The sequence below is a fragment of the Enterobacter sp. E14S genome (assembly GCF_055666685.1).
The window spans coordinates 12,691-27,029 of the sequence record NZ_JBVODQ010000015.1 but is presented as its reverse complement, the minus strand read 5'-3'; the positions used below and the strand labels follow the sequence as shown (position 1 = coordinate 27,029).

Here is a 14,339-nt window from a genome sequence, read left to right as displayed (position 1 = left end):
ATCAGCCGAAATAACTCAGAAGGGTATTAATCACCGTACGCTGGTTAACAGGCGCGAGGTTGTAGAACAGTGGCAGGCGAAGCAAACGCTCACTTTCTTTCGTGGTGTAACGATCTTCACCCGCGAACGTGCCAAACGCTTCGCCGGCCGGGCTGGAGTGCAGCGGGATGTAATGGAACACCGCCATAATTTCGGCCTCTTTCAGCCAGGCGATGAGCTCGCTGCGGTCGTCGTTATCGCGCAGCTTGATGTAGAACATATGCGCGTTGTGGACGCAATCTGCCGGGATGGTCGGCAGCTCAATACGCCCGGCTTTGGCCAGAGGCTCAAGCGCATCGTAATACGTTTGCCACAGGGAAAGACGCTGAAGGTTGATACGTTCCGCCGCTTCCAGCTGCGCCCACAGATACGCCGCCTGCAGATCCGCCATCAGATAGCTGGAGCCGATATCGCGCCAGGTGTATTTATCTACCTGTCCCCGGAAGAACTGGCTGCGGTTGGTGCCTTTTTCACGGATCACTTCCGCACGCTCCACGAGAGCCCGGTCGTTAATCAGCGTCGCGCCACCTTCTCCGCCCGCCGTGTAGTTTTTGGTTTCGTGGAAGCTGAAGCAGCCAATGTGGCCGATAGTGCCCAGCGCGCGTCCCTTGTAGGTGGACATCACGCCCTGTGCGGCATCTTCCACCACGAACAGATTATGTTTTTTGGCAATGGCCATGATGGTGTCCATTTCACAGGCCACGCCCGCGTAGTGAACCGGCACGATCGCTCGCGTTTTGTCGGTGATCGCCGCTTCAATCAGCGTCTCATCAATGTTCATGGTATCCGGGCGGATATCCACAAAGACGATTTTCGCTCCGCGCAGCACAAAGGCGTTTGCGGTGGAAACGAAGGTATAGCTCGGCATAATCACTTCATCACCGGGCTGGATATCCAGCAACAGTGCCGCCATTTCCAGCGATGCCGTACAGGACGGGGTCAGCAGCACTTTGGCGCTGCGAAAACGCTGTTCCATCCACTGCTGACAGCGACGGGTAAAACCGCCGTCACCACAGAGTTTGCCGCTGCCCATGGCAGACTGCATATAGTCGAGTTCAGTTCCGACAACGGGTGGTGCGTTAAATGGAATCATCTTGTCACCTGTATAACCAGTAGGCGGTGGCGTCGATGTTGGCACCACTCGCAATATAACGTTTAAGCGCGGCGGTGTTGCCCAGTTGGGTCGCTACCCGCAGCGTCACAAGCTGTTGCTGCTGCGCCCAGTGCAGCGCCGCCTGCATGAGTTTTTCCCCCATGCCGCGCCCGGCTAATAAGCCGATACGCGCCTCGCGCTCGTTGAGCTTACGCAGCGAGACGAACCCCTGGATTTGACCGTCCCCTGCACGGAAAACCAGGCAGACGTGGTCAAAGGTGCCTTTGACCGCATTTTCTATCCACTGGGCATAGAAACGTCCGCTATCGTCAGGTGCATACCAGGGCGCACGAAAGCGGCTCTGTGCAAATGCCTGGGCCGCCATCTGACGCAGCACGGGGATGTCCTGCTCTGTTGCAATTTCCGCGCCGGACGCATCGTGCCTGGTAAGGGTAATGGAAAGGTCTACCTCACCTTCAACCAGCTGAAAGCCGTGTTGCTGGAGTGCGTCAAGCAGATCGGCACGCTCCGCCGGGATCTTAGCCTGCACCCGTTGCCAGACGATCAAATCCGGTTCAGCCAGCACCGGCGCGTCATCGCGCAGACGCACGATGGCCGACGGCAGGCCGAAAAAGGCACTCTCCCACTGCAGGGGCTCGAGCACCCCATTCAGGCTGTTCAACGCCAGACACCTTTGGTGTCCACAATATACTGCTGACGAACAGCATCGCTGGACGTTGCTTTAAACTCTTTATGATCCACCAGCAGCACCAGCACGTCCGCCGTCTCCAGCGCGTCGTTCAGCGCCGTCAGCGTGCAGTGCCCCGCCAGTTTTGCCGGTAATTCATGGATATTCGGCTCAACCACCAGCGTTTCACCCTTGTGCCATTCGGCAATCATCTCAGCAATTTCCATCGCCGGGCTTTCACGCAGATCGTCAATATTGGGTTTGAATGCCAGACCAAAGCAGGCAATTTTCAGCTCGCTGGCGCGCTTGCCGCTCTCTGCCAGGCAATCCGCTACCGTCGCTTTAACCTGATTGAGCACCCAGTGAGGCTTGCTGTCGTTCACTTCACGCGCGGTGCGAATCAGACGCGCCTGCGCCGGATTTTGCGCCACGATAAACCACGGGTCGACGGCGATACAGTGTCCGCCCACGCCCGGACCTGGCTGGAGAATGTTCACGCGCGGATGGCGATTCGCCAGACTAATCAGCTCCCAGACGTTAATCCCCTGATCGGCACAGATCAGCGACAGTTCGTTCGCAAAGGCGATATTGACGTCGCGGAAGCTGTTCTCCGTCAGCTTGCACATCTCGGCGGTGCGGGAGTTGGTCACCACGCACTCACCTTCCAGGAAAATCTTGTACAGCGCGCTGGCACGTTCGGAACAGACGGGCGTCATACCGCCAATGACGCGGTCGTTTTTAATCAGTTCCACCATGACCTGGCCCGGCAGCACGCGCTCCGGACAGTAGGCGATGTTGATATCCGCCTGCTCACCCGCCTGCTGCGGGAAGCTTAAATCAGGGCGCGCGTCGGCCAGCCACTGTGCCATCTGCTCGGTAGCGCCGACCGGCGAGGTCGATTCCAGGATCACCAGCGCCCCTTTCTTCAGCACAGGCGCTATGGATTTTGCCGCCGCCTCGACGAACGCCATGTCGGGTTCGTGGTCGCCTTTAAACGGGGTGGGGACGGCAATCAGGTAGGCATCCGCTTCAACTGGCGTCGTGCTGGCACGCAGGAAGCCCCCCTCCACCGCCTCTTTCACCACACGGTCAAGATCGGGCTCCACAATATGAATCTCGCCACGGTTAATGGTTTCTACCGCCCGTGCGTTGATATCCACACCGACAACCTGTTTCTGACGAGAGGCGAACGCGGCCGCAGTAGGCAAGCCAATGTAGCCAAGACCAATGACAGAGATGGTAGTAAAACTCATAGCGATACCCGATTGTGTTTAAGTGCATGCAAAATACGGCCACAAGCCTGCCCGTCTCCGTACGGATTATGGGCCCGGCTCATCGCCTGATACGCTTCATCGTCATGCAGCAGGCGCGTGACCTCTTCGACGATGAGCTGCGCGTTGGTGCCGACCAGACGCACCGTACCGGCTTTGACGGCTTCCGGACGTTCGGTCGTTTCACGCATCACCAGCACCGGTTTGCCGAGGGATGGCGCTTCTTCCTGAATTCCGCCGGAATCGGTGAGGATCAGCCAGGCGTGGTTCATCAGCCAGACAAACGGCATATAGTCCTGAGGTTCAATCAGAAGGACATTTTCGACATGGCCCAGGATCCGGTTAACCGGCTCGCTGACGTTAGGGTTAAGGTGTACTGGATAGACAATTTGCACATCGTCGTTCTGCGCGGCGATTTCAGCCAGCGCGTGACAGATTTGCTCGAAACCCCGGCCAAAGCTTTCGCGACGGTGGCCAGTAACCAGAATGGTTCTTTTGCCGTTGTGAAGGAACGGATAGCGGGCAGCGAGCTCTTTCTGAAGCTCGCTATTTGCCAGGACGCGGTCACGTACCCAAATTAACGCGTCAATGACCGTATTGCCGGTCACAAAGATTTTGTTATCGGCGATATTTTCACGCAGCAGGTTCTGACGGGAGTTTTCCGTTGGCGCAAAGTGGTACATCGCCAGATGACCCGTTAACGTGCGGTTGGCCTCCTCCGGCCACGGTGAATAAAGATTGCCGGTACGCAGACCCGCCTCAACATGCCCCACGGGAATTCGCTGGTAAAACGCGGCCAGGCTTGTCGCCACGGTTGTGGTGGTGTCACCGTGAACCAGCACCACGTCAGGCTTGAATGACTCCAGGATCGGCTTAAGCTCTTGCAGAATGCGACAGGTTATCTCCGTTAATCCTTGCCCCGGTTTCATAATATTAAGGTCGTAATCCGGGACGATGGAGAAGAGCGTTAAAACCTGATCGAGCATCTCACGGTGCTGGGCAGTAACGCACACTTTCGCTTCAATATCAGGATCGCAGGCCAGCGCATGAACCAGAGGTGCCATCTTTATGGCCTCCGGCCTGGTGCCAAATACGGTTAGTACTTTCACATCGATTCTCTTCGATTAGGCGATGAAGGCCGCAGCCTTCATCGTAGACGGCGTTCTTAGTTTTTGCGACGACGCGTTAACGCCACGCCAGCGCCCGTCAGTGCGCCTACAATCCCCCACATAATCATCAGGAATGCACGACGCGGACTATCGCGTTTTACAGGTTCTTCAGGCGTTCGCAAATAACGATAGGTCTGAAAACGCGGGTCCAGAGACGGACCTACATTAAGCGTATTGAGCATCGCGCGATTTTGATCGTAATCGAGGTCAAAATCAGGACCGACGGCCTGGAGGTTTTCCAGACGCGCCTGCAACATAGGGCGACCAAGGAGGAACATCTCTGAATCAGGCAGCTCATCGGCCGGCACGTCAGTCTCAGTGCGGGAAATATTGCGCTGTTCCGCAATTTTCAGCGCCTGCTCAATGTTATGCACGCGGCGACCGAAAATGGTATTCGCCACCTCTTCCTGACGTTTCACCTGGGCTTTCATCTGGATGGTACGAGCCGCCCAGGCACCTTTAAGCTCTTCGTTAAGATGGCTTGCGGCACGCTGGCTGGCAAACGCGACGTACTGACGCAACAGGTTGTTGGCATCCGGCGCGGTTTCTGCAATCAGCTTGACGCTGTCATTCACGTTACGCAGCGCGTCGCCCGGCATAAACTGAATATTGTTAATCAGATCGTCCAGCAGGGCGGCGTCGGCTTTTGTATTATCAACCCGGCGCTGCTTGTAGTAATCCGTCTGGGACCAGAAATCGCGGCGGGTATCCCACGAAGCCAGTTGCATCACAAACTCTTTATAGGCTTCATCCATAACGGAAGCCTGGTCTGGCGTAGCAAGACTGGCTTTGATGTCCAGGTTACGCAGGAATTGCTGCTGGGAATAGTATCCCCCGAGCATGTTAACCGTTGGCTTGTCTGTGATTGCCGTGGCGCTCCACTCTTGTTTTGCAAAGAACGTATAGGCCAGCGCTAACAGTGCAAACCCCAGCGCGATCCCCGCAATCCAAAGTTTGCCTGCCCATAACACGCGAAACAAACCCCGAATATCCAGTTCATTCTCAGTTACCACTGATTTCGCTCCCGCCAACGGTTGAGTCATCATAGTCCCGGTTTTACTTAGTTAATGTTGTATTTTTGCCACTTTTACGACGCATCCTGCGTTTAAGACGTTTAATAAATCGCGCTACTTTCCAGGCGCGCTTAATGCAGTAGCCGTACAGGAAAAATGCCAGCAAGAATAATGCCAACATAACCCACTCAGGAATAATATGAGAATATTCTGCAGCTACACCAATCGCGGCCAAAATAGCGGCGGCCAGCGTAATCAGCACAAACGCCTGACGAGAAGTAAAACCCGCACGCATGATGAGATGATGAATATGTTGGCGGTCAGGAGAGAAAGGACTCATCCCTTTGCGCAGGCGGCGATACATAATCGCCACCATATCCATTAATGGAATGGCAATAATCCACAGCGCGGTTACGGGACTTATCGGATGAGTTTGACCCTGTGTGGTTTCAAGCAGGATCCAGATAACCGTAAAACCAATCAACGTACTGCCCGCGTCCCCCATAAAGACTTTATAGCGACGGCCCAGCACACCGAGATTTAAGAGGATATAAGGCAGAATGGCGGCAATCATGGCAAAACACCACATTGCCAGACTGTACTGACCATCAAACCATAAAATAATGCCGATAGCGGCGAACGAGACGGATGACAACCCACCGAGCAGGCCGTCAATGCCATCCACCATGTTGAAAGCATTGATTGCCGCCCAGACGGCAAAGAGTGTCAGGAAGAAGCCAAATGGACCCAGGACTAACTCCCAGGGGCCAAATACATAGCCGAGGCTTCGCAGATACAGTCCGCCCACTACCATCATCACCACGCCAATGGCCGCCTGAACGGTAGCGCGTATTTTCACCGCAATATCGAACCGGTCATCAAGGGCCCCGACTAACACCAGGACACCGGCGCAGGCAATGTAGAGGGCGGCATGCGGGATATAATAATCGGCAATACCAAACGTGAAGCAAATCCCTGCGTAAACAGAAATCCCGCCGACTAAAGGAATAAGTCCCTGATGGCGTTTACGAAAATTTGGCTTATCCACCAACCCTATTCGTTTTGCCACCTTGCGCGCAATGAACAAAAAACAGGTTGTGAATAAAAAAATACTGATCAGTTCAGTAACGGCGGTGAATAGATTCACAATGGATTGCTCTCAACAAATGTTAGTCCCGGAAGTATAACCATGAAGCCACAGCCTCAGAAGTAATAAAGATGGCTTCTGACTACTCCCTTTGTATATTTTTCAATCAATTATTTCTTTAGCTGCACAAACGACCCTATTGTCGCACCGACCGGTCAAAATTGGGAGTAGATGGTACTAGCGTATAGTCCATAAAAGAAAAACGCCACGTAAAAACGTGGCGTTCGCTGGCTTTATTTGCGTTACGAGCGTTTCATCATGTCGAAGAAATCGTCGTTGGTTTTGGTCATCGCCAGTTTGTTAATGAGGAACTCCATCGCGTCAATTTCACCCATTGGATGGATGATTTTGCGCAGGATCCACATTTTCTGCAGCTCTTCCTGCGTGGTGAGCAGCTCTTCTTTACGGGTACCGGAACGGTTGTAGTCGATAGCCGGGAAGACGCGTTTTTCAGCGATTTTACGAGAAAGGTGCAGTTCCATGTTACCTGTACCTTTAAATTCTTCGTAAATTACTTCGTCCATTTTAGAACCGGTATCGATCAGCGCCGTCGCGATGATGGTCAGGCTGCCGCCCTCTTCCACGTTACGTGCGGCACCGAAGAAGCGTTTCGGACGATGCAGGGCGTTTGCATCCACACCACCGGTCAACACTTTACCTGACGCCGGAACGACGGTGTTGTAGGCACGCGCCAGACGGGTGATGGAGTCAAGCAGGATGATCACGTCTTTCTTGTGCTCAACCAGGCGTTTCGCCTTCTCGATAACCATTTCCGCAACCTGAACGTGGCGAGATGCCGGTTCGTCGAAGGTAGAAGCAACCACTTCACCTTTAACCAGACGCTGCATCTCGGTCACTTCTTCCGGACGTTCGTCGATCAGCAGCACCATCAGCACGCAGTCTGGGTGGTTATAAGCGATGCTCTGCGCGATGTTCTGCAGCAGCATGGTTTTACCCGCCTTCGGCGGTGCCACAATCAGACCACGCTGGCCGCGACCAATTGGTGATGCCAGATCCAGAACACGCGCGGTTAAGTCTTCAGTTGAACCGTTACCACGCTCCATGCGCAGGCGAGAGTTCGCGTGCAGCGGCGTTAAGTTCTCAAAGAGGATCTTATTACGCGAGTTTTCCGGTTTGTCGAAGTTAACTTCATTGACTTTCAACAGCGCAAAGTAGCGTTCACCCTCTTTAGGAGGACGAATCTTACCTGAAATGGTGTCACCAGTGCGGAGGTTGAAACGGCGGATTTGGCTGGGGGATACGTAGATGTCGTCAGGGCCGGCGAGGTAGGAGCTGTCTGCAGAGCGGAGGAAACCAAATCCGTCTTGCAATATCTCCAGCACACCGTCGCCAAAGATATCTTCGCCACTCTTAGCGTGCTGCTTCAGGATGGCGAAAATGATGTCCTGCTTGCGCATACGGGCCTGGTTTTCCAGCCCCATATTTTCGCCGAGAGTGATCAGCTCAGAAACCGGCGTATTCTTTAATTCGGTAAGATTCATAATGGTGTGGGTTCTTAAACTCGGGGTGATTCTCGAACTTAATGTTGTGAATGGTATGGCAGGGTCATCCATGCCTGTTTAGCGGCCATCAACTCATGTCTGTTCGCTGTCTGGTCACAGGGAAAGAACGCAGAACTGAAACGACAAGACGGATTGAGTGACAAGCCCGGAATTTAGCCACTTCACGCACTGTTCATGTTAACAACGGGAAGTATCGGGTAAAACAAGATTCAAACAACAAGATATGTTTAAAACGAAGTCATAGCTAACTTAGCACGACTTCAGCCGGGCGTCCAGAGTTCCACATCATTTAGCCGGGAGCTCTGAACGCACAGCGGAGAAACCTTACGCCAGGTTAGCGTCCAGGAACTCTTTCAGTTGACCTTTGGACAGCGCGCCCACTTTGGTCGCTGCCACTTCGCCGTTTTTGAACAGCAGAAGGGTTGGGATGCCACGGATACCGTATTTTGGTGCGGTGCCCGGGTTCTGGTCGATGTTCAGCTTGGCAACGGTCAGTTTGCCCTGATATTCGTCGGCGATCTCATCCAGAATCGGGGCGATCATTTTGCAAGGACCACACCATTCAGCCCAGAAATCGACGAGGATCAGCCCGTCAGCCTTAAGTACGTCCGTGTCAAAACTGTCGTCAGTCAGGTGAATAATTTTATCGCTCATATATAACTCCACAGGAATAAGCCTGGTACGTTGGTTTTGTCTCCACCAACGACGTGTTGATGTCGCATTAACCAACTAAAGGTTGACTTTATTTCACCGGATACGCTTTCGTAAAGCAATAGTAAGCTGATATTCTACCACACTATGAGCAAAACACATTTAACAGAACAGAAGTTTTCCGACTTCGCGCTGCACCCGAAGGTGATTGAAGCCCTTGAAAATAAAGGGTTTCATAACTGCACGCCCATTCAGGCCCTCGCGCTGCCGCTGACGCTGGCCGGTCGCGATGTTGCCGGGCAGGCGCAAACCGGTACCGGCAAAACGATGGCGTTTTTAACGTCAACGTTTCATTATTTACTTTCTCACCCAGCGATTGCAGACCGCAAAGTTAACCAGCCGCGCGCGCTAATTATGGCTCCGACGCGAGAACTGGCGGTACAGATCCACGCAGACGCTGAACCCCTGGCGCAGTCTACCGGACTGAAGCTTGGCCTGGCCTATGGCGGCGACGGCTACGATAAACAGCTGAAAGTGCTGGAAAGCGGTGTGGATATCCTAATCGGTACCACCGGGCGTCTTATCGATTACGCCAAACAGAACCACATTAACCTCGGCGCAATCCAGGTTGTGGTGCTCGATGAAGCTGATCGCATGTACGATCTGGGCTTCATTAAAGATATTCGCTGGCTGTTCCGCCGCATGCCGCCGGCCAATCAGCGTCTGAATATGCTGTTCTCCGCTACCCTTTCTTATCGCGTACGCGAGCTGGCGTTCGAACAGATGAACAACGCCGAATATGTCGAAGTGGAACCGGAGCAGAAAACAGGTCACCGCATTAAAGAAGAGCTCTTCTATCCTTCCAATGAAGAGAAAATGCGTCTGCTGCAAACGCTGATTGAAGAAGAGTGGCCAGATCGTGCCATTATCTTCGCAAACACTAAACACCGTTGTGAAGACATCTGGGGCCATCTGGCTGCAGACGGTCACCGTGTTGGTCTGCTGACCGGCGACGTGGCGCAGAAAAAACGCCTGCGTATTCTGGAAGAGTTTACCCGTGGCGATCTCGATATTCTGGTCGCAACCGACGTTGCCGCTCGTGGTCTGCACATTCCGGCGGTGACGCACGTCTTTAACTACGATCTGCCAGACGACTGCGAAGACTACGTACACCGTATCGGTCGTACCGGTCGTGCGGGCGCAAGCGGTCACTCGATTAGCCTTGCGTGTGAAGAGTATGCGCTAAATCTCCCGGCCATTGAGACGTATATCGGTCACTCTATTCCGCAGAGCAAATACAATCCGGAAGCGCTGTTAAGCGAACTGCCGCCGCCTAAGCGTCTAACCCGCCCACGCTCCGGCAATGGTCCGCGTCGTTCAGGCGGCGCGCCGCGTAATCGTCGTCGTTCAGGTTAAGAAAATATGCTCAGCTCCACCTCGCTTTATGCGGCAATTGATCTCGGTTCGAATAGTTTTCATATGCTGGTTGTGCGCGAGGTGGCGGGAAGCATACAAACGCTGACGCGCATCAAGCGCAAGGTCCGCCTCGCGGCGGGCCTGAGCAGCGATAATCACCTCTCCCCTGAAGCCATGGAACGTGGCTGGCAGTGTCTGCGGCTCTTTGCCGAACGTCTGCAGGATATCCCGCACGCCCAAATCACCGTGGTCGCCACTGCGACACTCCGCCTGGCGGTCAACGCCGTGGATTTCATTGCCAGAGCGCAGGAAATTCTGGGTTGTCCGGTACAGGTTATCAGCGGTGAAGAAGAAGCTCGCCTGATTTACCAGGGCGTTGCGCACACCACGGGAGGTGACGATCGCCGTCTGGTGGTGGATATCGGCGGTGCCAGTACCGAGCTTGTGACCGGCACCGGCGCGCAGGCAACGTCGCTGTTCAGCCTGTCGATGGGCTGCGTGACCTGGCTTGAGCACTACTTTACCGATCGGAATCTGGCGAAAGAGAACTTCGACGAGGCAGAAAACGCCGCGCGCGAGGTGTTACGCCCGGTGATGGACGAGCTGCGCTATCACGGCTGGAAAGTCTGCGTGGGTGCCTCGGGTACCGTGCAGGCTCTGCAGGAAATCATGATGGCGCAGGGAATGGACGAGCGGATTACGCTTGCCAAACTTCAGCAGCTGAAACAGCGCGCCATTCAGTGCGGACGCCTGGAAGAGCTGGAAATTGAAGGCCTGACGCTGGAACGCGCGCTGGTCTTCCCGAGCGGGCTGGCTATTCTTATCGCCATTTTCACCGAGCTGAACATCCAGTGTATGACCCTGGCCGGCGGCGCGCTGCGCGAAGGTCTGGTCTACGGGATGTTACATCTTTCGGTCGATCAGGATATCCGCAGCCGTACTCTGCGCAACGTTCAGCGTCGTTTTCTGGTTGATATCGATCAGGCCGGACGCGTATCGCAGCTGGCGTCACGCTTCGCCGATCAGGTCGCTAACGTCTGGGATCTTGATCATCTGAGCCGGGATTTACTGCTGAGTGCCTGTGCCCTACATGAAGTGGGGCTGAGCATTGATTTTAAGCAGGCACCGGCTCATGCAGCGTATCTGGTGCGAAACCTTGATCTACCGGGCTATACGCCCGCGCAGAAAAAGCTGCTGGCAACGCTGCTGCTGAACCAGACCAACGCCGTCGATCTCTCCTCTTTGCATCAGCAAAACGCCGTACCGCCGCGCGTGGCCGAGCATCTGTGCCGCCTGCTGCGTCTGGCGATCCTGTTTGCCAGCCGTCGCCGCGATGATTTGCTGCCTGCCATTAATCTGGTGGCCGATGATGAGAAGCTTTCGCTGACGCTGCCGGAGAACTGGATTGATCGTCACCCGTTAGGGGCCGAGATGATCGAACAGGAGTGCCAGTGGCAGAGCTACGTGCACTGGGTGCTTGAGGTAAAGTAATACGCTGAACATTGCCGGGTGGCGGCTTCGCCTTACCCGGCCAACAGATCCCTACGGAATTATCCTTTCTCTTTGGCTTTTGCCAGCATGGCGCGGATGTTTGCCACGTTAGCCTGACCCTTGTGCATCCGTTCTTCTGCGGTAATCACTTTGCGCTCCTGTTCCCAGATCAGGTCATCCTGCGGCAGTTCCAGCAGGAAACGACTCGGCTCCGGGCGTACCAGTTCACCATACTGGCGGCGCTCTTTACACAGCGTGAACGTCAGCTCTTTCTGCGCGCGGGTGATCCCCACGTAGGCCAGGCGACGCTCCTCGTCGACGTTGTCTTCATCAATGCTGCTCTGGTGCGGCAACAATCCCTCTTCCATGCCGACCAGATACACATACGGGAACTCCAGCCCTTTTGACGCATGCAGCGTCATCAGCTGAACCTGATCGGCCTCTTCTTCGCTCTCGCCGCGCTCCATCATGTCGCGCAGGGTAAAGCGAGTGACCACCTGCGTCAGGGTCATTGGCTCGTCGATTTCAGAGCCCTCCAGCATTTCGGTCATCCAGCTGAAGAGCTGGTTAACGTTTTTCATGCGCATCTCAGCCGCCTTCGGGCTGGCTGAGGTTTCATACAGCCAGGACTCATAGTCGATGCCGTGAATGAGATCGCGCACTGCCGCCACCGGCTCGCGCTCCGCGAGACGCTGCACTTCGCCAAGCCAGTGGGTGAAGCGGGTTAACGAGTCATACCCGCGTCCGGTTAACGTCTGGCTCAGCCCCATGTCGAAGCTGGCGGTAAACATACTTTTGTTGCGGGTCATCGCCCACTCGCCGAGCTTTTGCAGCGTCGCCGGGCCAATCTCGCGTTTAGGCGTATTCACGATGCGCAGAAACGCGCTGTCGTCATCCGGGTTAGTTAGCACCCGCAGATAGGCCAGCAGATCTTTGATTTCTGGCCGCGAGAAGAACGACGTGCCGCCCGAGATTTTGTACGGAATGCGGTTCTGCATCAGCATCTTTTCAAAGACGCGCGACTGGTGATTGCCGCGATAGAGGATCGCGTAATCCTTATATTCGGTTTTGTTGACGAAGTGGTGAGCGATGAGTTCGCCCGTCACGCGCTCCGCTTCATGATCCTCATTGTTGGCGCTGAGCACTTTCAGCTCCGTGCCGTAGCCCAGTTCGGAGAAGAGACGCTTCTCAAACACGTGCGGGTTATTGGCAATCAGGATGTTTGCCGCCTTCAGGATACGCCCGGAGGAGCGGTAGTTCTGCTCCAGCTTAATCACCTGCAGGGCGGGGAAATCTTTGCTCAGCAGCACCAGGTTTTGTGGGCGTGCACCGCGCCAGGAGTAAATTGACTGGTCGTCATCGCCTACCACGGTGAAACGCGCGCGCTGCCCCACCAGCAGCTTCACCAGCTCGTACTGGCTGGTGTTGGTGTCCTGATATTCATCCACCAGCAGGTAGCGGATTTTATTCTGCCAGCGCTCGCGCACCTCTTCATTGCGCTGCAGCAGCAGCGTGGGCAGCAGGATCAGATCGTCAAAGTCCAGCACGTTGCACGCTTTCATATGCGCATCGTACAGACCGTAGCAGTGGGCGAAGATCCGATCCCGTTCACCTTTGGCGATCGCCGCCGCCTGGGCCGGCGTCATCAGATCGTTTTTCCAGTTAGAGATCGTCGAGATCAGCTGCTGCAATAGCACTTTGTCATCTTCGATGAGCCCCTCGGTGAGCTCTTTGAGCAGCGCCACCTGATCGGTATCGTCAAAAAGCGAGAAGTTGGACTTCATTCCCAGCGCCGCATACTCGCGTTTGATGATATCCAGCCCCAGCGTGTGGAAGGTGGAGATCATCAGGCCACGCGCTTCTTTACGGCCCAGCGTCTGACCGACGCGCTCTTTCATCTCGCGCGCCGCTTTATTGGTAAAGGTGACCGCCGCAATGTGTCGCGCCTGATATCCACAGTTGTGGATCAGATGGGCGATTTTGTTGGTAATCACGCGGGTTTTACCCGAACCGGCCCCTGCCAGCACCAGGCATGGTCCAGTAACGAATTCGACCGCTTGTTGTTGTCCAGGGTTTAAACGCATGGGAGTGTTGCTCAATCTTCGAACGGGGTGTGGATTGTAGCAGAAAGCCGGGCGCAGATTTACCGGCTAATGATAAAGTGGAGAAATCGCGTTTAACCCGTAGAGCAGAACCATGAAAAAGACCGCAGCAGCCCTGCATATTCTGGTAAAAGAAGAGAAACTGGCCCAGGAGATCCTGGCCAAGCTGGAGCGCGGCATCAGCTTTGATCATCTGGCGAAGCGTTACTCTAAATGCCCGTCCGGCCGCAATGGCGGGGATCTCGGCGAGTTTCAACAAGGTGCGATGGTCGGCCCGTTCGATCGGGCGGTCTTTAGCTGCCCGCTTCTGAAGCCCTACGGCCCGGTAAAAACCAAATTTGGCTACCATATCATTAAGGTGCTTTATCGCCGCTGACGCGTGGTATATTGCGCCCCGATTTATTTCAACCTATTCAAGGCACGATCATGGCAAAAACAGCAGCAGCAGTGCACATCCTCGTTAAAGAAGAGAAACTGGCTTTAGATCTTCTGGAGCAGATTAAAAACGGTGCCGACTTCGGCAAGCTGGCGAAGAAGCATTCCATCTGCCCGTCAGGCAAACGCGGCGGCGATCTGGGTGAGTTCCGCCAGGGCCAGATGGTTCCGGCGTTCGATAAAGTGGTGTTCTCCTGCCCGGTGCTGGAGCCAACCGGCCCGCTGCATACCCAGTTCGGGTATCACATTATTAAAGTACTGTATCGGAAATAAACAACAAGGCCTTCTCGAAGAGAAGGCC

General features: G+C 54.8%; 13 protein-coding genes. 4 read left to right on the top strand and 9 right to left on the bottom strand.

Translation table 11 applies throughout. The features are described from left to right. Position 1: 1 nt before the first annotated feature. The 8 genes from rffA to trxA all read right to left on the bottom strand — a co-directional run bounded on the left by rffA (position 2) and on the right by trxA (position 8,597). Complete coding sequence (gene rffA / locus ACZ6J2_RS20825) at positions 2–1,132, bottom strand: dTDP-4-amino-4,6-dideoxygalactose transaminase (RefSeq protein ID WP_023309640.1); 1,131 nt, start codon at positions 1,130–1,132, stop codon at positions 2–4. A 4-nt stretch (positions 1,133–1,136) separates the two neighbouring features. Then, entirely contained in the window at positions 1,137–1,814 is a 678-nt protein-coding gene (gene rffC, locus ACZ6J2_RS20820; protein ID WP_471726565.1) for a dTDP-4-amino-4,6-dideoxy-D-galactose acyltransferase, read from the bottom strand. After that, the gene (gene wecC, locus ACZ6J2_RS20815) at positions 1,811–3,073 is read right to left on the bottom strand and encodes a UDP-N-acetyl-D-mannosamine dehydrogenase (protein ID WP_471726564.1); all 1,263 of its coding nucleotides are present in this window, start codon (positions 3,071–3,073) and stop codon (positions 1,811–1,813) included. The genes rffC and wecC overlap by 4 nt, the downstream gene beginning before the upstream one ends. Beyond that, positions 3,070–4,200, bottom strand: coding sequence for a non-hydrolyzing UDP-N-acetylglucosamine 2-epimerase (wecB, locus tag ACZ6J2_RS20810; RefSeq protein ID WP_471726563.1), 1,131 nt, complete (start codon positions 4,198–4,200; stop codon positions 3,070–3,072). The genes wecC and wecB overlap by 4 nt, the downstream gene beginning before the upstream one ends. A 56-nt stretch (positions 4,201–4,256) precedes the next feature. After that, a complete protein-coding gene (gene wzzE, locus ACZ6J2_RS20805) occupies positions 4,257–5,303 on the bottom strand; it encodes an ECA polysaccharide chain length modulation protein (protein ID WP_033146914.1) in 1,047 nt (348 codons plus the stop codon). 13 nt (positions 5,304–5,316) lie between these two features. Beyond that, complete coding sequence (wecA, locus tag ACZ6J2_RS20800) at positions 5,317–6,420, bottom strand: UDP-N-acetylglucosamine--undecaprenyl-phosphate N-acetylglucosaminephosphotransferase (protein WP_167819341.1); 1,104 nt, start codon at positions 6,418–6,420, stop codon at positions 5,317–5,319. A 242-nt stretch (positions 6,421–6,662) separates the two neighbouring features. Continuing rightward, the gene (rho, locus tag ACZ6J2_RS20795; RefSeq protein ID WP_008501566.1) at positions 6,663–7,922 is read right to left on the bottom strand and encodes a transcription termination factor Rho; all 1,260 of its coding nucleotides are present in this window, start codon (positions 7,920–7,922) and stop codon (positions 6,663–6,665) included. Positions 7,923–8,267: 345 nt separating this feature from the next. Next, positions 8,268–8,597 (bottom strand): thioredoxin TrxA, encoded by a 330-nt coding sequence (gene trxA / locus ACZ6J2_RS20790; RefSeq protein WP_006179218.1) that lies wholly within the window; start codon positions 8,595–8,597, stop codon positions 8,268–8,270. 144 nt (positions 8,598–8,741) lie between these two features. Between trxA and rhlB the strand changes: the two genes are divergently transcribed. Together rhlB and gppA are read left to right on the top strand one after the other, a co-directional pair. Next, positions 8,742–10,010: an ATP-dependent RNA helicase RhlB gene (rhlB, locus tag ACZ6J2_RS20785; protein ID WP_023309646.1), complete on the top strand. Its 1,269-nt coding sequence runs from the start codon at positions 8,742–8,744 to the stop codon at positions 10,008–10,010. A gap of 6 nt (positions 10,011–10,016) precedes the next feature. Further along, positions 10,017–11,501 (top strand): guanosine-5'-triphosphate,3'-diphosphate diphosphatase, encoded by a 1,485-nt coding sequence (gene gppA, locus ACZ6J2_RS20780; protein ID WP_471726562.1) that lies wholly within the window; start codon positions 10,017–10,019, stop codon positions 11,499–11,501. A 59-nt stretch (positions 11,502–11,560) separates the two neighbouring features. Here gppA and rep read toward each other — a convergent pair whose 3' ends face one another. Beyond that, entirely contained in the window at positions 11,561–13,585 is a 2,025-nt protein-coding gene (rep, locus tag ACZ6J2_RS20775) for a DNA helicase Rep (RefSeq protein ID WP_023309648.1), read from the bottom strand. A gap of 112 nt (positions 13,586–13,697) precedes the next feature. On the opposite strand from rep, the gene ppiC (ACZ6J2_RS20770) reads away from it, so the two are divergent. Both ppiC (ACZ6J2_RS20770) and ppiC (ACZ6J2_RS20765) read left to right on the top strand, forming a co-directional pair. Then, positions 13,698–13,979 (top strand): peptidylprolyl isomerase PpiC, encoded by a 282-nt coding sequence (gene ppiC, locus ACZ6J2_RS20770; RefSeq protein ID WP_023309649.1) that lies wholly within the window; start codon positions 13,698–13,700, stop codon positions 13,977–13,979. A gap of 50 nt (positions 13,980–14,029) precedes the next feature. Then, the gene (ppiC, locus tag ACZ6J2_RS20765; RefSeq protein ID WP_023309650.1) at positions 14,030–14,311 is read left to right on the top strand and encodes a peptidylprolyl isomerase PpiC; all 282 of its coding nucleotides are present in this window, start codon (positions 14,030–14,032) and stop codon (positions 14,309–14,311) included. The last annotated feature ends 28 nt before the right edge of the window (positions 14,312–14,339 follow it).